The sequence below is a fragment of the Streptomyces sp. NPDC020807 genome, from assembly GCF_040641575.1.
Lineage (GTDB): Bacteria > Actinomycetota > Actinomycetes > Streptomycetales > Streptomycetaceae > Streptomyces.
Map to the genome: position 1 here is coordinate 42,062 of NZ_JBFADU010000001.1, position 21,305 is coordinate 63,366.

At 71.5% G+C, this 21,305-nt stretch carries 15 protein-coding genes, 4 tRNA genes and 1 other RNA gene; 11 read left to right on the forward strand and 9 right to left on the reverse strand.

Translation table 11 applies throughout. The features are described from left to right. The first annotated feature begins 224 nt into the window (after positions 1-224). The 8 genes from AB0G79_RS00175 to AB0G79_RS00210 all read left to right on the forward strand — a co-directional run bounded on the left by AB0G79_RS00175 (position 225) and on the right by AB0G79_RS00210 (position 4,880). On the forward strand, positions 225-578 hold the full coding sequence (locus AB0G79_RS00175) for an Lsr2 family protein (protein WP_360797887.1): 354 nt from the start codon (positions 225-227) through the stop codon (positions 576-578). A 159-nt stretch (positions 579-737) separates the two neighbouring features. Further along, positions 738-809: transfer RNA gene (locus AB0G79_RS00180), tRNA-Gly, on the forward strand. Between the two features lie 79 nt (positions 810-888). Beyond that, positions 889-961, forward strand: a tRNA-Gly gene (locus AB0G79_RS00185). Positions 962-1,113: 152 nt separating this feature from the next. After that, positions 1,114-2,067 carry an ABC transporter ATP-binding protein gene (locus tag AB0G79_RS00190; protein ID WP_360797889.1) on the forward strand — a complete coding sequence of 318 codons (954 nt, stop codon included), beginning with the start codon at positions 1,114-1,116 and terminating at the stop codon, positions 2,065-2,067. Continuing rightward, the gene (locus AB0G79_RS00195; protein ID WP_360797891.1) at positions 2,064-2,837 is read left to right on the forward strand and encodes an ABC transporter permease; all 774 of its coding nucleotides are present in this window, start codon (positions 2,064-2,066) and stop codon (positions 2,835-2,837) included. The genes AB0G79_RS00190 and AB0G79_RS00195 overlap by 4 nt, the downstream gene beginning before the upstream one ends. A gap of 20 nt (positions 2,838-2,857) precedes the next feature. Further along, a complete protein-coding gene (locus tag AB0G79_RS00200) occupies positions 2,858-4,156 on the forward strand; it encodes a histidine kinase (protein ID WP_360797893.1) in 1,299 nt (432 codons plus the stop codon). Then, on the forward strand, positions 4,153-4,785 hold the full coding sequence (locus tag AB0G79_RS00205) for a response regulator transcription factor (protein ID WP_360797895.1): 633 nt from the start codon (positions 4,153-4,155) through the stop codon (positions 4,783-4,785). Before AB0G79_RS00200 ends, AB0G79_RS00205 begins: the two co-directional genes overlap by 4 nt. A 22-nt stretch (positions 4,786-4,807) precedes the next feature. Then, positions 4,808-4,880 (forward strand) — tRNA-Gly (locus AB0G79_RS00210). Positions 4,881-4,962: 82 nt separating this feature from the next. Here the strand turns inward: AB0G79_RS00210 and AB0G79_RS00215 are convergent. From AB0G79_RS00215 to ffs, 6 genes are all read right to left on the reverse strand, one after another. Then, on the reverse strand, positions 4,963-5,871 hold the full coding sequence (locus AB0G79_RS00215; RefSeq protein ID WP_360797897.1) for a phosphoribosylaminoimidazolesuccinocarboxamide synthase: 909 nt from the start codon (positions 5,869-5,871) through the stop codon (positions 4,963-4,965). Between the two features lie 88 nt (positions 5,872-5,959). Then, positions 5,960-7,420 (reverse strand): N,N-dimethylformamidase beta subunit family domain-containing protein, encoded by a 1,461-nt coding sequence (locus AB0G79_RS00220; RefSeq protein ID WP_360797899.1) that lies wholly within the window; start codon positions 7,418-7,420, stop codon positions 5,960-5,962. A 181-nt stretch (positions 7,421-7,601) separates the two neighbouring features. After that, entirely contained in the window at positions 7,602-9,548 is a 1,947-nt protein-coding gene (locus tag AB0G79_RS00225) for a hypothetical protein (RefSeq protein WP_360797901.1), read from the reverse strand. Positions 9,549-9,827: 279 nt separating this feature from the next. Then, a complete protein-coding gene (gene purD / locus AB0G79_RS00230) occupies positions 9,828-11,081 on the reverse strand; it encodes a phosphoribosylamine--glycine ligase (RefSeq protein ID WP_360797903.1) in 1,254 nt (417 codons plus the stop codon). Positions 11,082-11,142: 61 nt separating this feature from the next. After that, on the reverse strand, positions 11,143-13,344 hold the full coding sequence (locus tag AB0G79_RS00235; protein WP_360797905.1) for a DNA polymerase III subunit gamma and tau: 2,202 nt from the start codon (positions 13,342-13,344) through the stop codon (positions 11,143-11,145). Positions 13,345-13,542: 198 nt separating this feature from the next. After that, positions 13,543-13,641, reverse strand: an RNA gene (gene ffs / locus AB0G79_RS00240) — signal recognition particle sRNA small type. A 222-nt stretch (positions 13,642-13,863) separates the two neighbouring features. On the opposite strand from ffs, the gene AB0G79_RS00245 reads away from it, so the two are divergent. Together AB0G79_RS00245 and AB0G79_RS00250 are read left to right on the forward strand one after the other, a co-directional pair. Continuing rightward, a tRNA-Ser gene (locus AB0G79_RS00245) sits at positions 13,864-13,951 on the forward strand. Between the two features lie 257 nt (positions 13,952-14,208). Then, the gene (locus AB0G79_RS00250; protein ID WP_360797907.1) at positions 14,209-15,225 is read left to right on the forward strand and encodes a hypothetical protein; all 1,017 of its coding nucleotides are present in this window, start codon (positions 14,209-14,211) and stop codon (positions 15,223-15,225) included. A 1,359-nt stretch (positions 15,226-16,584) separates the two neighbouring features. On the opposite strand, the gene AB0G79_RS00255 is transcribed toward AB0G79_RS00250, so the two are convergent. The 3 genes from AB0G79_RS00255 to AB0G79_RS00265 form a co-directional block, all read right to left on the reverse strand. Next, positions 16,585-18,351, reverse strand: a complete 1,767-nt coding sequence (locus tag AB0G79_RS00255; protein WP_360797909.1) for a tyrosine-type recombinase/integrase — start codon at positions 18,349-18,351, stop codon at positions 16,585-16,587. Further along, positions 18,348-18,644: a helix-turn-helix domain-containing protein gene (locus AB0G79_RS00260; RefSeq protein ID WP_360797911.1), complete on the reverse strand. Its 297-nt coding sequence runs from the start codon at positions 18,642-18,644 to the stop codon at positions 18,348-18,350. The genes AB0G79_RS00255 and AB0G79_RS00260 overlap by 4 nt, the downstream gene beginning before the upstream one ends. 141 nt (positions 18,645-18,785) lie before the next feature. After that, entirely contained in the window at positions 18,786-19,328 is a 543-nt protein-coding gene (locus AB0G79_RS00265) for a helix-turn-helix transcriptional regulator (RefSeq protein ID WP_360797913.1), read from the reverse strand. Between the two features lie 273 nt (positions 19,329-19,601). Here AB0G79_RS00265 and AB0G79_RS00270 point away from each other — a divergent pair, with 273 nt between their 5' ends. Continuing rightward, on the forward strand, positions 19,602-21,131 hold the full coding sequence (locus AB0G79_RS00270; RefSeq protein WP_360797915.1) for a DnaB-like helicase N-terminal domain-containing protein: 1,530 nt from the start codon (positions 19,602-19,604) through the stop codon (positions 21,129-21,131). Positions 21,132-21,305 lie beyond the last annotated feature (174 nt).

A 21,305-nucleotide genomic window follows, 5' to 3' on the forward strand; every position in this document is an offset into this window, starting at 1 on the left:
AGCACGTTCGCGCGCAAAATTCCAGCGAAATATTGCGGCCCTCAATCCGGCGGGACACGCTGAAACAATTGCCGGGGCTTCACAATGCGACGCTTGCCGCTGTACAAAGGAATCCAGAGCACAACAGTATTGCTTCGGCACAGCCGACCGTCCGGCATCGCCGCACGTCAGAGGTGCCACAAGCACCTCGCGACCCCGGCGGCCGCAGGAAAGGACCGATATCCGTGGCTCAGCGCGTGGTAGTCACTCTCTCCGACGACATCGACGGTGGAGAAGCAGCTGAAACGGTCGCCTTCGGCCTCGACGGCAAGACATACGAGATCGACCTGAATGCTGCCAATGCCGAGAAACTCCGCAAGAGTCTCGCGCCCTACCTCGCCGCCGGCCGCAAGCAGTCGTCCGGGTCCGGAAACGTGACAGGCGCCACGAAGCGCCCCTCCGTCGCGACCTTCACGCACACCTCCCTCGCCCCCGACCCGGCGGCGGTCCGCGCCTGGGCGCAGTCCAACAAGATGGACGTGCCGGCCCGCGGCCGCATCCCGAAGCGGGTGTACGAGGCCTTCCGAGCCGCGAGCTGAGCGGCTCCGGGGAGAGGCCGGGGGGCGGGGTCCGGGACCGGGCCCGACAGCGGGTCCGACAGCGGGTCCGGGAGCGGATTTGCGTTCCACCCCCGATGATCCGCTAGAGTTTGGATCACGCCGAGGGGCAAGGCCGCAAAGCCGAACCTCACGCAGCGTGCGGGTGTAGTTCAGTAGCAGAACATCCCCCTTCCAGGGGGAAGGCGCAGTGTGCAATTCCTGTCACCCGCTCTGCATCGCATTACCAAGCACTCCGGTGCATCAGGTAGAGTGGTGCTCGCACCGCCCGGTGAAAGCCGGTCGGAGGCATGCGGACGTGGCTCAGTTGGTAGAGCATCACCTTGCCAAGGTGAGGGTCGCGAGTTCGAATCTCGTCGTCCGCTCAGGAAGTCGAAGGCCCTGGTTCTCTGAACCGGGGCCTTCGTCGTGTCCGGCCTTCGTCGTGTCCGGCCTTCGCCTGCGGCATGACATTTGTCAGTCGCGGTGATGACAGCGCGCACTGCCTGACGGCCCCCGCCGACGGGAGCCTGGTCACATGACCAACGCGATCGAGGCGGAGGACCTGCGCCGCTCCTACTCCGGAGGGTTCGAGGCCGTCCGCGGCCTCTCCTTCACCGTCCGCCGCGGGGAGATCTTCGCCCTCCTCGGCACCAACGGCGCGGGCAAGACCTCCACCGTCGAACTCCTCGAAGGCCTCGCCGCCCCCAGCGCCGGCACCGCCCGGGTCCTCGGCCACGACCCGTACCGCGAGCGGGCCGCCGTCCGCCCCCGCATCGGCGTGATGCTCCAGGAAGGCGGCTTCCCCAGCGATCTCACGGTGGCCGAAACCGTACGGATGTGGGCCGGCTGCACCAGCAACGCCCGGCCGGCCGCCGAGGCCCTCGCCGAGACCGGGCTCACCGGGCGGGAGCGCGTACGCATCAAGCAGCTCTCCGGCGGCGAACGACGGCGCCTCGACCTCGCGCTCGCCCTCCTCGGCCGGCCCGAGGTCCTCTTCCTCGACGAACCGACCACCGGCCTCGACGCGGAGGGCCGCCGCGACACCTGGGAACTCGTGCGGCGGCTCCGCGACGGCGGCACCACGGTCCTCCTCACCACGCACTACCTGGAGGAGGCCGAGTCCCTCGCCGACCGGCTCGCGATCATGCACGCGGGGCGGATCGTCCTCTCCGGCACCCCCGCCGAGGTCACCGCCGCCCGGCCCGCCCGCATCCGCTTCACCCTCCCCGCCGACGTCCCCGCCGCGCGCCTCCCGCTGAGCCTGCGGGCCGCCGCCGAGGACGGCGGACGCGTGGAGATCCGTACCCACGCCCTCCAGGACGACCTCGGGGAACTCCTCGGCTGGGCAAGGGAACACGGCGTACGGCTCGAAGGGCTCGACGCCCGTTCCGCCTCCCTGGAAGAAGCCTTCCTGGAGATCGCGTCCGACACCGGGACCGCGTCCGGCGCCGCGTCCCGCACCGACCAGCAGGAGGCCGAGGTCCGATGAGCTCCCCCGCCCTGGCACGCACCCGGATCCTCGCCCTCGGGCGAGCCGAACTCACCCTCCTCGGACGGAACAAGAACAACCTGTTCATCGTCCTGCTCCTGCCGCTCCTGATGATCCTCACCCTGCGGTCCACGCTCGGACAGATGGGCACCGAGGAACTGCCCGGCGGCATGGCCGCCGCCACCCTCGTCGGCGGCACCGGCCTGGTCCTCGTCCTCGTCGTCTACATGGGCCTCGTCTCCGCCCTCGTCGCCCGCCGCGAGGAACTCGTCCTCAAGCGGCTGCGCACCGGCGAGGCCACCGACCTGGAGATCCTCGGCGGCGCCGCGCTCCCCTCCGCCGCCATCGCCCTCTTCCAGTGCGCCGCCCTGACCGTCGGCGGCGTCCTCGCCCTCGACGCCCCCGCGCCGGACCGCCCCGACCTGCTCCTCCTCGGGCTGCTCGCCGCCGTCCCGCTGCTCGCCGGCCTCGCCGCCGTGACCACCGCCATCACCCGGAACGTCGAGAGCGCGGGCCTCACCACCCTGCCGTTCTTCCTGGTCTCCGCCATGGGCTCCGGGCTGATGGTCCCCCGCGACCTCCTCCCCGACACCCTCGCGAGCCTCGCCCAACTGCTGCCGCTCAGCGGCGTCATGGAGCTCGTCCGGGCCGGATGGCTCGGCGTCGGTGACACGAAGGACCTGGTGACCGCCGTGCTCACCACGCTGGCCTGGGCTGTCCTCACCGTGTTTGCTGTCCGCAAGTGGTTCCGCTGGGAACCGCGCAGGTAGTCGAGAGGGGGGCCGGGCGCGTGTCCAGGCTGACGGGGTGGTGGAGCCGGCGCGGGAACGCGGCCAAGGTGGAGCTCTACACACGGTGGAGCTTCCACTTCTTCGCGGTGCTCGAAATCGCCTCCATCGGGCTCGTGCCCTTCTCCAGCGCCCGGGACGAGGCGGTGGCCACGCCCGTCGCCGCCGCCGTCACCCTGCTGGTCTGCGCGCACGCCGTGCTGACCGCCGCGCTGTCCTCGCGGGCCCTGGACTGGGTCCTCGACCGGCGCGACCGGCCGGTCCGGCTCATCACCGCCGAGGTCGCCGTCACGGCGGGCGGCGCGCTGGCCCTGCTCACCCTGCGGGCCACCGGGGTGCTCGCGGACGCCGCGACCGCCGTCGCCGTCGTGACCGGCATGGTCGTCTTCTCCCTCGGCGGACTCGTGCTCTGCGTCCGCCGCCCCCGACGCGTCCTGTACCTCGTCCCGGCCGCCGCACTCGCGACCGGCGGCGCCGGCGCCGCGCTGGGACTCCACCCGGCCGAGGCCCTCGGCTCCGCCGTCGGCACCGTCCTCGGCGGCTACGGCCTCGCCTTCGCCTGTGGCTTCTCCGCCTGGCTGATGAAGATCGTCTGGGAGCTGGAGCGCTCCCGCGACCTCAAGGCCCGCCTCGCGGTCGCCGAGGAACGGCTGCGGTTCGGCCGGGACCTGCACGACATCCTCGGGCGGAACCTGTCGGTGATCGCGCTCAAGAGCGAGCTCGCCGTCCAGCTCGCCCGGCGCGAACGCCCCGAGGCCGTCGACCAGATGACCGAGGTGCAGCGGATCGCCCGCGAGTCCCAGCGCGAACTCCGGGACGTCGTACGGGGCTACCGCGAGGCCGACCTGCGGGTGGAGCTGGAGGGCGCCAGGGGCGTGCTCGACGCGGCCGGGATCGCGTGCGAGGTCGCCGCCGACGGGCCCGGACTGCCCGACGACGTCCAGGCCGCGCTCGGCTGGGTCGTCCGGGAGGCGACGACGAACGTGCTGCGGCACGGGGACGCGCGGCGGTGCGCCATCGCCGTACGGGAGGAGGAGGGCGCCGTGGTGCTGACCGTGGAGAACGACGGGGCGGAACGGACGGGCGCGGGGGCCGCACGGCCCGGGTCCGGGCTCGCCGGGCTGCGGGAGCGGATCGCGGCCGTCGGCGGAGAGCTGGAGGCCGGACCCGGCGGCGGCGGTACGTTCCGGGTGTCCGCCCGGATCCCGCTGGCCCACCAGGAGGGCCGCCGGGTGCCGGAGGCCCGTACCGAGACCCGTACCGAAGCCAGTACCGGCACCCGTACCGAGGGAGAGCGATGACCGAGCCCGTATCCGAACCCGTACGCGTGCGGGTCCTGCTCGCCGACGACGAGCACCTGATCCGGGGCGCCGTCGCCGCCCTGCTCGGCCTGGAGGACGACCTCGTCGTCGTCGCCGAGGCCGCGACCGGGCCCGAGGCGCTCGCCATGGCCCTCGCCCACCGGCCCGACGTCGCCGTCCTCGATCTCCAGATGCCGGGCGCCGACGGTGTGACGGTCGCCACATCGATCCGCGACGAACTGCCCTCCTGCCGGACCATGATCGTGACCGGTCACGGCCGCCCCGGGCACCTCAAGCGGGCCCTCTCCGCCGGCGTCCGCGGCTTCGTACCGAAGACCGTCAGCGCCCAGCGCCTCGCCGAGATCATCCGTACCGTCCACGCCGGAAACCGTTACGTGGACCCGGAGTTGGCCTCCGACGCCATCGCCGCCGGGGACTCGCCGCTGACCGCCCGGGAGGCCGAGGTCCTGGAGTTCTCGGCCGACGGCGCGCCCGTCACGGAGATCGCCAGGCGCGCTTCGCTCTCCCCCGGAACGGTCCGGAACTACCTCTCCTCGGCCGCCGCGAAGCTCGGCGCCGAGAACCGTCACACGGCCGTGCGTCTCGCGCAGGCGAAAGGATGGGTATAGTTAGCCCCGCGCTACGGCGCATGCGGACGTGGCTCAGCTGGTAGAGCATCACCTTGCCAAGGTGAGGGTCGCGAGTTCGAATCTCGTCGTCCGCTCAGTGAAGAAGCCCCCCGGTCATCGACCGGGGGGCTTCTTCGTGTCTCCGGGGCTCCGGGGAACCGGGTCCGGGCTCCGGGGCTAGAAGCTGTCCGACCAGGCCTTGCCGGTCAGGAGCTCGTACGCCTCCAGGTACTTCGCGCGGGTCGCGTCGACGACCTCCTGCGGGAGCGGCGGCGGCGGGGTCTCGCTCTTGCGGTCCCAGCCGGAGGCCGGGGACGTCAGCCAGTCACGGACGAACTGCTTGTCGTACGAGGGCTGGGCGTGGCCCGGCTCCCACAGGTCGGCCGGCCAGAAGCGCGAGGAGTCCGGGGTGAGGACCTCGTCGGCGATGACGAGGGTCTCCCCGTCGAAGCCGAACTCGAACTTCGTGTCCGCCAGGATGATCCCGCGCTCGCGGGCGATGTCCCGGGCCCGGCCGTAGACGGCGAGGGTCGTCTGACGCAGCTGCGCGGCGGTCTCGGCGCCGACCTGGCGGGCGACCTCCTCGTACGACACGTTCTCGTCGTGGTCGCCGACGGCGGCCTTCGTCGCCGGGGTGAAGATCGGCGCGGGCAGCTCGGAGCCGTCGGTGAGGCCCTCGGGGAGCGCGACGCCGCAGACGGTGCGGGACTCGTCGTACTCCAGGAGACCGGAGCCGGCGAGGTAGCCGCGGGCGACGCACTCGACCTGCACCATGTCCAGGGACTTGCAGATCGTGGTGCGGCCGGCCCAGTCGGCGGGGGCGCCCTCGGGGAGCTCGGTCGAGATGACGTGGTGCGGGACCAGGTCGGCGAGCTGGTCGAACCACCACAGCGAGAGCTGGGTGAGGACCCGGCCCTTGTCGGGGATCTCGGTCGGCAGGACCCAGTCGTACGCGGACATGCGGTCGCTCGCGACCATGACGAGGTCCCCGGCCTCGTTCCGGTACAGGTCGCGGACCTTGCCCGTGTGGAGATGGGTAAGGCCCGGGACCTGGACGGGCTCGGGCTTTTCTACGAATCCGGACACGGTTCCTCCGCGTAGGTTGATCCAGGAGCGAGTCCGATTCTCTCGCACGCGCGGGCGGACCCGATCGCCGGGCCCGCCCGGACCTCCCTCATTCCCTCTTGCAGATGCGGTCGAGGAGGTTCGCCGTGGCGCGCTGGACCCGGGAGTCGACATGGCCCGGGCGGTCGAGCGCCGGGGACCAGGCGAAGGTGCCGGAGGCGAAGACCCAGGCGCCGGAGGGCGCCTTGTAGAGCGAGGTCTCCTGGTGGCGGACGGCTCCGTCGCCGTCCCGGTAGGGCGAGTGGGCGAGCAGGATGCGGCCCTCGTGCTCGGGGAGCGCCGTGCGCGGGAAGTAGCGGTCGGCCTCGCCCGCGACCAGGCCGGGGAGTTCGTCGCCCTCGCCCGCGCCAGTGGCCTCCCACAGCCAGTGCTCGGCGTTCCGCACGACCAGCGGGTGCGGTTCGGGCACCCGTCCCGCGTACTGGATGCCGAGCAGGCGCTGCTCGGGCCGGTCGACCTCCCGCCACAGCGCGGGGCGGCCGGGGCCGCGGCGCTTGCGGCAGGTGAGGAGGCGGTCCGGGACGCCGGACGGGGAGGGACCGAGCTCCACCTGCCAGTACATGGTGTTGGCGGAGAGGAAGACGAGCGACGTGCCCTGCTCGCGGGCGAGCTCGGCGGTACGGCGCATGGGCGCCGACCAGTACTCGTCGTGGCCCGGGAAGACCAGTCCCCGGTAGCGGGTCGGGTCGACGCGGCCCGCGTGCAGGTCGCGGGTCTCGGCGTACGCGAGGTCGTAGCCGTAGCGCTCGGCCCAGCGGATGAAGTCGTAGGCGTGGCCGACGTGCAGCGGGAGGCCCGCGCCCGCGTACGGCCGGTCGAAGGAGACGGTGACGGCCGCGTCCTCCTCGCCGAGCAGCCGGCCCTCCTCGTCCCAGGCGTGGTAGAGGCTGGCGCCCGTCCGGCCGTCCTCCGGGTAGAGGTTGTACGCCTGCCAGGTCACGTCCGGGAGGACGAGGAGGAGGTCCGCCGGGTGGCCGTCGCGGACCGTGAAGGGGATGTGGGAGCGGTAGCCGTCGGCGGTGGTGAGCACGGCGACGTACGCCCCGAGCGTCCAGTACGAGGGGACCTGGAGCCGCCAGGACTGCCACCAGTGGTGGCAGGAGACCGTGCGGTCGGCGGTGAGGGGCGCGGGCTGGACGATCCCGGAGAGCCGCGGGCTCGTGGTGATCTTCGCGGCGCCGTCGCCGCCGTAGTGACCGATCCGGTACACGTCGACCAGGAACTCCTGGGGCGGGTCGACCGTGACGTGGAAGTCGATCGACTCGCCGGGCGCCACCGCGCTGGTCGAGGCGAAGCCCTTGATCTGGCGCTTCACGTCGTCGGCGGTGCGCGGGCCGCCGCTGCGGCCCCGGGCGAGCGTCTCGTCCGCGTACCAGGGGACCATCTGGCCCGTGTCGTCGAAGTAGTTCTCCGAGCCGCGCAGCCAGGGCAGGGGGCCCTGGCCGAAGGGATCGCTCACCGCGTGCGCGAGCGCGCCGGACTCCCAGCGCCTGATCTGGTCCGCCCCCATGCTGCGCCCCTCCCTCGACTCCCCCGGTCGGTTGGTTGGTTCGTTGGCCGTGATTGGTCAGTGCCTCTGGTTCTTGCCTTTGTCAGTGCCGGTCTCCAGCACATCACATAACGCACGCACTCCGTCACCCTTCGTCGTGAATTGACGAGAGTGGAAGACAGCCCTCCGGGGCACCCGTGTTTCAGACGAGGCGGACGGGCTTCTCCGGGCGTACGCCGGTGCTCGCGAGCCAGGCCCGCAGGGGCTCCGGGTCGCCCTCCTCGACGAGCGCGAGCACCCGGGGGCCGAGGTCGGCCGCGCGCTCGCCGCCGACGAGGAGGGCGGGGCCGTCGAGCCAGTCGAGGCCGGGGGCGGCCTCGGCGGTGTCCACGGCGGCGCAGCAGACCATCGCCGTCACGTGGTCGGCGAGCAGGTCCCGTCCGGTGCGGGGCGGCTGGAGCGGGAAGAGCGGCAGGGGGCCGTCGGGGCCGCTGACCGGGATGTGGATGACCGGCGGGACGGCGGCGGGGGCGGGGGCGGCGGGAGAGTCCGGGCCGGGGGCCGAGCCGGGGTGGCCGGGGTGGCCGTGCCCTTCCGAGGCGGTTCCGGCCTGGGCGTGGTCCATGGCCTGGTCGTGCGTCCGGGGCGCCGCCTCCGCCGCGGCCACCCGGGCCTCGCGGGCCGCCTCCTCGCGGGCGAGGAAGGCGGTGAGCGCTCCGGCGAGCGCCTCGGCGGCGGGATTGACCTGCTCGGGCTCGTCCTCCGGCTCGTCCTCCGCGTCCGGTTCCCGCTCCTCCCCGTCGAGGAGGGCGGGCCGCTCCGGCTTCGGGGGCGCGGGCGCGGCGGAGAGGTGGGCGATCACCCGGGTCAGGGTCGGGCCGTCGGAAGCCGCCCCGTCGCCTCCGGTCCCGTCGGTCCCGTCGGCCCCTCCGGTGGCCGAGTCGGCCACGCCGAGGCGGTCGAGGACCTCGTGGAGCCGGGCCGCGTCCGTACGCCACTTCCGGTCGACGACCTCTTCCGGGTACTGGCTCCACTCCACCGGCGCCCAGTCGGGGCCGGGGGCGGCCGGGCCGCCGTGGAAGAGACGGGCGGCCAGCAGCGAGGTCGCCTCGTCGACCGCGCCCGGCTCCTCCAGGAGGTCGCAGGCGGGCCGGTCCCCGAGCCGGGAGGAGAAGCCCTCCGCGAGCCGGTCGCGGCGGGAGAGCTCGGTCAGGGCGGAGACCACCCCGGCGTCGAGCCGGGCGGGCCAGCGGCCCATGCGCCAGGCGGGCAGCGCGACCCGGGTCAGGAGCCGGTCCCAGCCCGCGTACGCCAGGCCGACCTGCTCCTGGGCGACGATCCGCACGCCGTAGTCCACGGCCTGGGCGCGCTCGGAGCCGGCCGCGGCGACACCGCGCTCCATCTCGGCGGCGTGCCCGCGGCAGGCGCGGAGCAGGACGCGGGCGACCCGCCCGACGCCCCGGGCGCCGAGCCTGCGGACGGGGTCGAGCCCGGGGGTGTCCGGGACGGCGACGGCCGCGTCGAGCCCGCGGACGAAGCGGCGGGCCGCGGCTATGTCGGGGTGCGCCGCCGGGCCCGTACCCGCGACGACGGGGGCGAGGACGGCGCGGAGCTCGGCGACGCGCATCCACCACAGGAACGGGGAGCCTATGACGAGGACGGGCGCCTGGTCACGGTCGGAGGCGCCGGTGCCGCCGTCGGGGCGGTGCTTGCGGTGGGCGCGGTGGCTGCGGTCCTCCAGCCAGCTGTCGCAGTCCGGCGTCAGGGCTATCGCGGAGGGCGCGGGAACGTCGAGCCGGTCGGCCAGGTCCCGCACGAGCCGGTACAGATCGGGGGCCGCGCTCTCGGCGAGCTCCACCGTCGGGGTGGCCGCCGGGCGGGCGCGGGCGACGACGAGGGCGACGGCCGTGGCGGCGAGGAGGACGAGGACCGCGAGGACGGTCACGATCCAGCGGGCGGTGGTCCAGCCGGCGCCCGTGAAGTGGCCGGTGACCTCACCCGCGTACAGCACGACGGCCACGGCGGCGGGGAGCACCGCGAGGCCGAGCGCCCTGCCGCGGACACGGAGGACGGCGAGGGCACGGGAGCGCGCGGCGCGCGCACCCCACTCGTCGCCGACAACGGAACCGGTACCGGACACGCCGTTCACCACCCCCTCCTGCGCACGTCGGGACTGTCCAGGTCGGACTGCCTGTGGCGGTTGCTCACTCCCCCACTGTGGCACCCGCCACTGACATCGCAATGCCGGTGGGCCAAGTGCCGGAATGCCTCCGCCGCACCCTAGTTGGGGCCTGGGCGACCGTCATCCGTATGGCCCATTCGTCACTCGATGGAATGGCTTTGGGTAAAGGTGATGGCGCACTTGTGGCCGTGCTGTTCGCGGGTTCTCCACAGCACGGCCACAAGAGGAATCAAGCGATGTCAGGTGCTATCGGCCCTCGGCGGCCTTCCGCGCGATGTCCGTGCGGTGCTGCGAACCGTCAAGACGGATACGGCCGACCGCCGCGTACGCGCGCTCGCGCGCCTCGGCCAGGTCCGTTCCGGTGGCGGTGACCGAGAGGACCCGGCCGCCCGCGCTGACGATCGCGTCGCCGTCCCGCTTCGTCCCCGCGTGGAGCACGAACGCGTGCGGGGCGTCCAGCTCCGCGATCTCGTCCAGGCCCTCGATCGGGTCGCCCGTGCGCGGGGCGGCCGGGTAGTTGTGCGAGGCGACGACCACCGTCACGGCGGCCTCGTCGCTCCAGCTCAGCGGCGCCTGGTCGTCCAGGGTGCCGTTGGCCGCGTTCAGCAGGACGCCGGCGAGCGGGGTCTTCAGGCGGGCCAGCACGACCTGCGTCTCCGGGTCGCCGAAGCGCGCGTTGAACTCGATGACCCGGACGCCGCGGCTGGTGATCGCCAGACCCGCGTACAGCAGACCGGAGAACGGGGTGCCGCGGCGGCGCAGCTCGTCGACGGTCGGCTGGAGGACGGTCTCCATGACCTCGTCGACCAGCTTGGGGTCGGCCCACGGCAGCGGCGAGTAGGCGCCCATGCCGCCGGTGTTCGGGCCCTCGTCGCCGTCGAGCGCGCGCTTGAAGTCCTGCGCGGGCCGGAGCGGGAGGACGGTGACGCCGTCGGTGATGGCGAAGAGGGAGACCTCGGGACCGTCGAGGTACTCCTCGATGACGACCCGCTCGCAGGCGAGCGCGTGCGCCCGGGCCTGCTCGATGTCCTCGGTGACGACGACGCCCTTGCCGGCGGCGAGGCCGTCGTCCTTCACGACGTACGGAGCGCCGAAGGCGTCGAGGGCCTCGTCGATCTCCTCGGGGGTGGTGCAGACGTAGCTGCGGGCGGTGGGCACACCGGCGCCGGCCATGACGTCCTTGGCGAACGCCTTGGAGCCCTCCAGCTGCGCGGCCGCCTTCGACGGGCCGAAGACGGGGATCCCGGCCGCGCGGACGGCGTCGGCGACACCCGCGACGAGCGGGGCCTCCGGGCCGACGACGACCAGCTCGGCACCGAGCTCGGTGGCGAGGCGCGCGACGGCTTCGCCGTCCAGCTGGTCGACGGGACGCAGCTCGGCGACCTCCGCGATTCCGGCGTTGCCGGGCGCGCAGTACAGAGCGGTGACGTCGGGATCGAGGGAGAGAGAGCGGCACAGGGCGTGTTCGCGGGCGCCGCCGCCGATGACGAGGACCTTCACGCCAGCCAGGGTAGCCCGCGCCGCCCGGAGACCCTTGTGCGGGCCACCGAGCGAGACGCCGCTACTCGTTCGTGTATTCCTCCACAACCGTGGCGCCGAGCTCGCGCACGATCAGGTCGTGGCCGGAGAGGGCGGAGTCGACGAGGTCCGGATCGTCCTCCTCCGGTACGTCGTCCTCGGGGGCCACGGTCTGCGGCGGAGGCGCGTACGCCGGAGCGGGCGCGGACGCCTGCGACGGCGCGGCGGCGGGCTGCGCCTGTACGGGAGCGGGCGACGGGGCCTGCGCGAAGGCGGGCGCCGCCGGAGCCTGCGCCGAGGGCGCCGGGGCCTGGGGGGCGGGCGCGGCCGGGGCGGGCGGACGACCGCCGTTGCCGAAGCCGCCGTTCCCGAAGCCGCCGCCGTTCCCCAAGCCACCGCCACCGGAACCACCGGTGCCGCCGAAGCCGCCCGTGCCGCCGGAACCGCCGAAGCCGGTCGCGGCGGGCGGTGGGTTGGCACCGCCCGAGGGGTCGATGATCGCCTCGATCTTCCACTGCACCTGGAACTGCTCGGCGAGGGCCTGCTTCAGGACGTCCTCGCTGCCGCTGCTCGCGAAGTTGTCACGGGCGCCCGCGTTGAGGAAGCCGAGCTGGAGGGTGGTGCCGTCGAAGCCCGCCACCTGCGCGTTCTGACTGAGCAGGATCCAGGTGAAGCGGCGCCGGTTCTTCACGGCGTCGAGGATCTGCGGCCACAGGTTCCGCACCTGGGCCGTGTCGCCGCCACCACCGGAGGAGGCCGGCGCAGCAGCGGGAGCGGCGGCCTGCGGCGCGGGAGCGGCCGGAGCCGCGGGCACGGACTGGGCCGCCGGGGCGGCCGCACCGGGCCAGGCGCCGGGCGCGCCACTGCCGGGAGCGGCGGCGCCGGGCCAGGCACCGGGCTGGGCGGCGCCGGCGGGGGCCGCGGGAGCGGAAGGCGCAGCCGGGGGCGGCGGCGGCGGGGCCATGGGCGTGTGGGCGTCGGGCCCGGGGACGTACGCCATGGCGGGCGCGGCGGGCGGAGGCGTGTAGACGGCGGCGGCCGGGGCGCCGGCTGTCGCCATGCCGCCCCCGGAACCGACACCGGAACCGACGCCCCTCTCCAACCGGTCGAGACGCGCCTGCACGGAGCGCTCGTCGTCGAAGGCGGCGGGCAGCAGCACGCGCGCGCAGATCAGCTCCAGCTGGAGGCGGGGCGAGGTGGCGCCGCGCATCTCGGTCAGACCGGTGTTGACCAGGTCGGCGGCACGGCTGAGCTCGGCGGCGCCGAAGACGGACGCCTGGGCCTGCATGCGCTCGATGACGTCGACGGGGGCGTCGATGAGCCCCTTCTCGGCGGCGTCGGGCACGGCGGCGAGGATCACGAGGTCCCGCAGCCGCTCCAGAAGGTCGGCGACGAAGCGGCGGGGGTCGTTGCCGCCCTCGATGACCCGGTCGACGACCTCGAAAGCGGCGGCGCCGTCACCGGCCGCGAAGGAGTCCACGACGGAGTCGAGCAGCGACCCGTCCGTATAACCGAGCAGCGACGTCGCCATGGCGTACGTCACGCCGTCCTCGGCGGCACCCGCGAGCAGCTGGTCCATGACGGACATCGAGTCACGGACGGACCCGGCACCGGCGCGGACGACGAGCGGCAGGACGCCGTCCTCGACGGGAATGCCCTCGCGTCCGCAGACCTCGCCGAGGTAGTCCCGGAGCGTCCCGGGGGGCACGAGCCGGAAGGGGTAGTGATGCGTACGCGAGCGAATCGTCCCGATGACCTTCTCTGGCTCGGTCGTGGCGAAGATGAACTTGAGGTGCTCCGGCGGCTCCTCGACCACCTTCAGGAGGGCGTTGAAGCCCGCCGAGGTGACCATGTGGGCCTCGTCGATGATGTAGATCTTGTACCGGCTGGAGGCGGGCCCGAAGAAGGCCTTCTCCCGCAGGTCACGGGCGTCGTCGACACCGCCGTGGGAGGCGGCGTCGATCTCGATCACGTCGATCGAACCCGGCCCGTTCCGCGCGAGGTCGCGGCAGGACTGACACTCGCCGCACGGCGTCGGCGTCGGCCCCTGCTCGCAGTTCAGACACCGGGCGAGGATGCGCGCACTGGTCGTCTTTCCGCACCCACGCGGCCCGCTGAACAGGTACGCGTGATTGACCCGGTTGTTCCGCAGGGCCTGCTGCAACGGGTCGGTGACATGCTCCTGCCCGATGACCTCGGCGAAGGACTCGGGACGATAGCGGCGGTACAGCGCGAGAGACGACACGTATACGAGGTTATAGGCGCCCACCGACAACCCGGGAAAAACCACCGGGCGAGGACTGTCGCGACGGGCGGGGGGAGTCCGCCACCGAAGCCCGCACCCCAAGCCCGGCCGACTCCGCAGACGCGGACCGACTCCGCCAGGCGTGGACTCACTCCGCCAGAAGCGGACCGACTCCACCCGACTCGGACCGACTCCGCCAACGCAAGCGCCCCCCACGCACCCGCCAGAGCCAACCTACCCTTGCTGCCTTCCGGCCCTGGGGGAGTTCAGTCAGATAGCGCCGCGTGAGGGGCTCCGCCCAGCCTACCCGATCCCCGCACCGCTTCGGCCCCCACCTCCCACGCGATCCCCCACACCCGCGCCGACCCGCTCCCCCACCCCTCCCGAACCACCCCCGACCGCGCCCTGACCTCGCCCTCGTCTCCCCCCACCCCCGTTTCACCCCTCCCCGCCCCCCACAGGAGGCCCCGATCGGATCGAGTTCGCGAGCACCCTCCTCGGTCATGTAATGTTCCGACCGGAGGATTCGCCTAGAGGCCTAGGGCGCACGCTTGGAAAGCGTGTTGGGGGCAACCCCTCACGAGTTCGAATCTCGTATCCTCCGCCAGTGCCTCACCGGGCACGATGTCGAAGGGCCCCACTGCTTGCAGTGGGGCCCTTCGACGTGTGTGGTCTCAGTTTTGGTCTCAGTTGATGTCGCGGTTGGTCGTCCCCGCCCCCACCAAGATCTTTCGGTGAAGTCGAGCGGCAAGCCTCGCTTCCCGGCAACATCAGTCCATCCAGACCAAGGGGGACATCGTGAGCTTGGCCCGCGCGACCGCCCGGCAGATAGTTCCGCACATGTCGCAAACAAGGTTACGGATCGTGGACTGGCGCCGTCGCGTCAATCAGAGGGTGGTCGGCGGTCGGCTCCGTGAACTCGGTGCAGCCCTTCAAACGCTTGAGGTGGCCGAGCGAGCCCTGCCTCACACCCGGCACGCGCTACGGGACACACGAGCCACTCTGGAAACGGTTCCTTACGGTTCGATCGTTGCGGCCGCCTTCGCGACCATGCTGAGCTTCAAGCTGATCAAAGCGCCGGCCGTCCTACTCCGCGATCTCGCGGCGGCTGCCGGGGCTCATTCGGTCGAGCGAGCAGCGCGGCATTACTTGTGGATCTTCCGGCCTGGTGCAGAGTCCCAACCCCTGCACGGCTGGGACGCCCTGATCTACCTCATCACGTGCGTCGCGATCCTCATCACACCTATCTGGTGGATAGGAGAACGCCGACTGGCCCGAGGCGCCATCTTCCGCCACCAGACCACGATCCGGACCTTGGAGGCTCTCAGGCTTTGCGCCGCTGCTTACACCAAGCCCCCCGGAGAGCGAGCCGCGCGGCTGCGAGAGCTCGACCAGGGGCTCCAGGTAGCGGAAGACGCCATCCTCCGCGCCTACCGCTACGCGGGGTCTATCCCTCACCGATCGGCCCGGCGCTCAGCCGCCCGCATGCACGCCGCCAAGGTTGCTGGCGCACTTCGCGCAGCGTCGCTGCGGGTCGATGTCGACCCGGAGGCATCATTGCGTCAGCTCGGCGCCATGCTGGCCGAGATCGGCGAGCGTTGCGCGGAAGGCCGCATCGGATCCTTGCTGCCAGAGGAAGCGCTGGAAGAGGTAATTCCGGTCTCCGCAACGCGCACCGCGATTAGAGAGTCCGTACACATGGCCGTAGTCATCGTCGCAGCGATGTTGGCAGCCGTCGGCGCTTCCTTCTTGCTTCCCGTAGCGGGAGTGAACGACTCTCTCCGCCCCTGGCTCATCGTCGGCTGCTCTGTACTAGCAGCGATTCTGGTCGGCGGCTGGCACCGTGTCGGCCGAATCCTGGAGCTCGTGCCAGGTAAGTGACCGACTCGACCCAGCGGATTCCCGACACGACATCTCGTATCAGAAGGGCGTTTCTGAATACTCTCGGCACCAGAATCTGGACGGCTTCGAGTGCGAGTCGAAAGCGAGCTCAACGGGCACCCATCCGCCCCAAAAATCCCCGAATCTACCGACTTCTATGCCGTGCACTATGGCGGATACTGGATGTTCACGACGCCCATGCATATAAGTGGGGATGTCCGACTGCCTGGGCCAATGCGGTTCCAAGAGTGGTGAGGAGCAGAAGGACTCAAGGTCGGCGACCACCTTCTCCGCCTCCAACTCGACACCCGCGTAGCTACTTTCGGGCTGTGCCAGGTGCGCCATGAAGCGCAGGTCCTGTGTACGGCCTTGGTGCTCGAAGTCCATCGCGGCCAAGAACGTCGCCGCCGTGAGCGATGGGCGCTCTCGGGTCGGGGAAACGGCGACCGTGCTCCCCGCGCTGCCGTCGTGCCGGTACAGGAGAGCTCCTTGGTAACCGGTGTCCTGCAAAGCACTGGTCACGTGTTGGCGCAGGAAGCGTCGAGCACCAATCTCCACACCAGCCGGCGTTGCCCACTCCACTCTCATCGCGAGAACGGCAAGTTCGCCCTCAGTGCGCCGGGGCTCTAGACCTCGTTGATCTCGGATCTCTCCCCGAGATGCACCCGCCGCGCTCAGCCAGAGCGTATGCAGGTGCTTCTCTTCCTTGCTGGCCTCACCGTCCGGAACGGTATGCGTCAGAGCGCGGACCAACACTTGCAGGAGGCCCCAGGCCGGAAGCCGGCTACCAGTAAACGCGTCGTGAATGCGACTCCTGCTGGCGACTCCTGCCCCCAGGCTTCGGGCGAGCTCACGCACTGATGGCATTCCCGCCCTCTGGTGCAAGTCGTGCAGGGCATCGTTGAGCTCCCGGAGAGGACCAAGCGCTAGGTCCGGCCTCTTCAAGCGCGCCACTCTGCACTCCCCCTGTGTCCCCGCGCGTCAGAATCCGTCCAATACTGTCCGACATCGCCAGGCCCCGTCCATCAGCGTCACGACGGAATCTGGACAACACAAGCTGGACCTCGTACGCATCGAACGACCAGAGGGAGCAGCGGCGGTGGCATTTTCCTGGACAGCCGTGAGCGAAGGAGCGCTAGCCGAAGCCCTGGGTTCGCTAGCCGCCTTGGCTGCGGTGGCCATCGGTGGCTTGGTGCGAAGGCGGTGGCGTCACAGGACGAACCGCCAATCAGCAAGCGTCCTCGATGACGAGGAGAGGCAAGGTCCGCAGAGGGCCACGTAACCGTCCGAGAAGCTCGCGCGGAAGCTGGCGGGGGTACGGCCGTCAAGCCGTACCGCCCGCCACAGGGCTGCAGCTCATCACCACTCGTCGGTGTCGCCGTACTTCCCCGGGTTTCGCGCACGGTCCACAGCCTGTGCACACGCCTCGGCGAAGTCCGCCTCTACGGCCGCCTTGTCCGTGCCTCGCACCTGCGCCTCGACCTCCTGGCCCGTGCCGGGTCGTCGGACCGTGCGCCAGGCCGAAGCGCGGTCGGTGTAGTGGTCGGTCTCGAAGTCCCAGGCCGGCACCGACCACTGCTCCGGGACCTCGGTCGCCGCGCGTTCCCCGCCGGGGAGGAACAGAGCTCGGGCATGGAAGACCACAGCCCGCTCCGGCACGCGGTCCCGGATGGCGCTCGCGCCGTCGGGGCCCTGGTGTTCCCAGCGCCAGCGGTCCCATGCCTCGACCTCGACGGTGTGGTCGGGCCAGTCCTCGCTCCAGCGGGCGACGACCTCGTCGGCGTGCTCTCGGTGGAGGAAGGGGACGCGCCGCTCACCGAGACGGGCTACGTGGACCACCAGGTCGGCGGGGACGGGGCTCTTGCCAGAGTCCGGCGCGGCGCTTTCCGCTGCCTGGTCCGTGCCCCAGAGGAGGCCGCCGACCTTGGCCGCGGTGTCCTTGAGGACGCGGCTCGTCAGGTGCTGGTAGCGGCGGCGCATCCTCGCGGACTTGCCGGGCTCCCAGCCCATGATGGCGTCGACGACCGCGTCGGAGACGCCGAGGATGAGCAGGACCGTCGCCGCGGTGTGCCGGGCGTCGTGGAGGCGGGCATCTCGGACGCCGGCGGCCTTCAGCAGCTCCTTCCACTTGTGGTAGTCCGTGTTCGGGTTCAGGGGCTCGCCGGTGGGCGAGGTGAATACGTACCCCTTCTCCGTCCACAGGTCACGAGCCTGTGCGCGCTCGCGCGCCTGCACCTGGCGGTGCTGGCGCAGGAGCTGGAGGAGTTCGTCGGGGGCGCCGATGGGGCGCTGGCCCGCGCGGGACTTGGCGTTCTTCGTCTCGCGGCGGGTGTTGATCTTTTGGGGGCAGAAGCCGGGCTTGCGGCCGCAGCGGTCGCCGCAGCCGTGCTTGTAGCGGGGCCTCAGCCGGCCACGGCGTACGCGGATGACACCGAGCTCGAAGTCGACGTCGTCCCACTGCATGCCGAGGACCTCGCCCTGGCGCAGGCCGAGGGCGAGCGCGATGACCCAGCGGGCGGCGTTGCGGTGCTTGCCCGCTTCGGCGAGAAGGCGCTGGACTTCCTCAACCGTGTACGGCTCGACCTCCTCCTCTTCGACCTTGGGGGCCTTGGCGATGGAGGCCGGGTTCGAGGTGAGGTGCTGACGGCGGACGGCCTCGTTGAGAGCGGCGCGGACCGTGCGGTGGGCCTGGTGGGCGGTGCCGGCGGAGCTGCCGTTGTCCTGCATCTTCTTGTAGAAGCGCTCCAGGTGCTCGGGGTCGAGCTTCTCCAGGCGGTGGGCGCCGAGGCCGGGGATGAGGTGGTGGTAGACCGCCACCCGGTAGCCGTCGATCGTGTTCTCCGAGACGTGCGCGGCGGCGATGTTCTCGACCCAGTGGGTGAGCCACGTCTTCACGGTCCACGACTGGCCGACCTTCCGAACGGCACCCTTGTCGCGCTGGCGTTCCAGCTCGCGGACGACCTTGGTGACCTCGGCGCGGGTCTTGCGACTGACGTGACGCCGGTCCGGGGTGCCGTTGTCCTTCACGCCCACGGTGACGCGGCCGTGCCAGCGGCCGTCCTTGCCGAGGTAGATGGTGGAGGCGCCGTTGGGCTGGCGGGACTTGGCGGTACGGGCGTCGATCACGCGGCAGTCCCGAAGTCCGACGCGCCGAGCTGGCGGGTCAGGAAGTCGTTCACCGCCTCTGCTGGGATGCGCCGGAGACTGCCGATCTTGACCGAGGCGATCTCTCCGGTGGAGACGTACTCGTACAGCTTGGTGCGGCCGACACCCAGGCGGCGGGCGGCCTCCTCGACCGTGAGCGCGACGAGCGTGGCATCGCCGGCGGGTCGGCGATGGGCCACGAGGGTGCGCAGGGCGTCCTCGGGGACGTCCAGGAGGCGGGCTATCTGGGCAAGCGGAAGACCGTATTCAGGCAAGGGGAAGTCCTTCTCTGGCCCGGCGTGGGACGGCGAATCCCGTGCTGGACGCGATCGTTCAGGGATGGGCGGTTGTGCGGTGGGACGTATGCGGCGAGGGCCGGCCCCTGCTGTTCGTAGCAGCGAGGGACGGTAAACCGGTCAGTCCTGCGGGGTGATGTCGTTGACGTGGTCGCCGAGGTAGCTGATCAGCTTCGACGGCGGGAAGTGGCGGTGGAACTCGCCGTTGGAGGCGACCGCGACCTCGTGCGCCAGGAATCCCTTGACCAGGTCTTCCTGGTTCGGGTTGGCGTCGGTGTACTCCTGCAGCTCGCCCTGGATCCGGCGCATTTCCTTGCGCGCGACGAGCTGCTGCTTGTAGTTGCCCACGTACTCCGCGATGAGCCTGCGGACCTGCGCGTTCGCGATCTGGCCGGGAGGGCTGGTCAGCTCGTCCATGTCCAGGTCGAAGACCTTGCAGAAGCCGATGGCCTCGTCGAGGTTGACGCGGCGTCTCGGCTTGCCGCTCTCGATGCGCCAGATGGCGGCCTGGTTGACGGGGTGGCCGGCGTCGGACATCCGCTCGGCCAGGGTGACCGTGCTCCATCCGCGGGCTTCGCGTTCGAGCTTGATCCGCTGGGCGACGTAGTCCTCGGGCAAGGGCCGGTCCGGGCCGGCGCGGGCCGCCCCTTCCTCGCTGCTCATCTCTCCACCTCCTCGGCCTGGCCCAGGGGACACCCGGGGCGATGATCCAAGGAAACACCATTGCGGATCCGAATGCAACCATTGCACTGCCGAAAACGTCAGGTACTGTGGCCGTCCGCCTCCGCACGGGGGTGAACGCAAAAAGCCCCCGGTGCTACGAACACCGGGGGCCAAGCTCGAACTCTCGTAACCGCCCATCCCTGAACGATCGACCTGCGTGGCCTGGGATTCGCCGTCCCATGCGGCCCGCAAGTGAGGAGCTCAGTGCCCAGTATGGACGAATTCCGCCCTGCCGCGCCACACCGCAACGACCACAGCCGTCCCGGCCCCTTCGACGACTACACCGCCGTGCCGCCGTACGACGCGGACGCCGAGGCCGCCGTACTGGGCGCGTGCATGCACGACTCCGCAGTGGTCGACGCCGTACGGCAGGTGCTCGATGGACCGGACTTCTACCGGCCGGCACACGAGACGGTCTGGCAGGCCGTCCTCGCTCTGCGTCGCGAGGGCAAGCCCACCGACCCGATCGTGCTCTGCGACCGGCTGCGTGAGCAGGGCGACCTGGAGCGGGTCGGCGGTGCGCCCTACGTACACCGGCTCGCCTCGGCAGCGCCCTCGGTCAGCGGCGCCACCCACTACGCGGGGATCGTGCGGCGGACATCCGATCTGCGGCGCCTGCGCGCCTCTGGTCTGCGCACGATGCAGCTGGCCATGGAGCCCGGAGCCGACCCTGACGCCATCCGCAGCGAGGTGGAAACCGAGGTCCGGGCCGAGCGCGAGCGCGCCCTGGCCTCCGGGCAGGGACGACTCTCGCGGTTCATCACCGACGGATGGTCATTCGTCAAAGAGAGCGGCGCAGACGCCGAGCCCCTGTGGGGCACCCGCGAGAAGACCGTCTGGGCCCCGGGCGAGAGTCTGATGATCGTCGGCGCGCCGGGCGTCGGCAAGACCACCCTGGCCCACCAGGTGATCTTCGCCCGCATCGGCCTGCAGGAGACCGTCCTGGAGATGCCCGTCGCCCCCAGCAGGCGCGTGCTCTACCTCGCGATGGACCGCCCCAAGCAGATCGCCAAGGCCATGGCCCGCCGCGTCTTCCCCACCGACGAGAAGATCCTGCGCGAGCGGCTCGTGGTCTGGGAGGGGCCGCTGCCCGCCTCACTCGACAAGGAGCCCGACCTCCTCGCCGACCTCGCCGCTGCCCACCAAGCCGACACCATCGTGATCGACAGCCTCAAGGACGCGGTCAGCACGATGGTCGACGACAGCCTCGCAGTCGCCTTCCACAACGCCCGTATGCGCGCCATTCGTAACGGCGTGGAGATCATGGAGCTGCACCACCAGCGCAAGGCCACGGCTGACGCGCCGCGCGGCCAGCGCCCCAGCCTGGACCAGGTCTACGGCTCCACGTGGTTCACCTCCGGCGCGGGCAGCGTCCTGTTCGTGAGCGGCCGGGCAGGCGACCCCGCGGTCACCCTGCACCACCTCAAGACGCCCACCGGCGAAGTCGGCCCCCTGGACGTCACGCACGACCACGTGCGCGGCACCACCACCGTCGACCCCACCAAGGACCCCGCCATCCTGCTGCGCAACGCCCCCAACGGGCTGAGCGCCCGCGAGCTGGCGATCATCCTCATCGGAGGCGGCGACCCCGAACGAGCCGATATCGAGAAGGCGCGGCGCCACCTCAGCCGCCTCGTCGACAGCGGCCTGGCCACCAAGGCCGACGGCATCGCCGGAGGGGCAGGAGGCGGCCAGCAGGCCCGCTACTACGCCTCCGCCCGCCACCTCACCGCCGTCGGCTGAACCCCGCACCGACACCCGAAAGCGTTCACGCGACCGTACACGCGGCCCTCGCGCCCGCAGACCGCCGTGAACCGCTCACAGCGCACACGCTCACCCCAAAACCGCAGGTAGAGCGATCACGCGACCGTCCACGCCGTACACGCACCCCAGCGTTCACGCGCGGGGCCCCCTTTA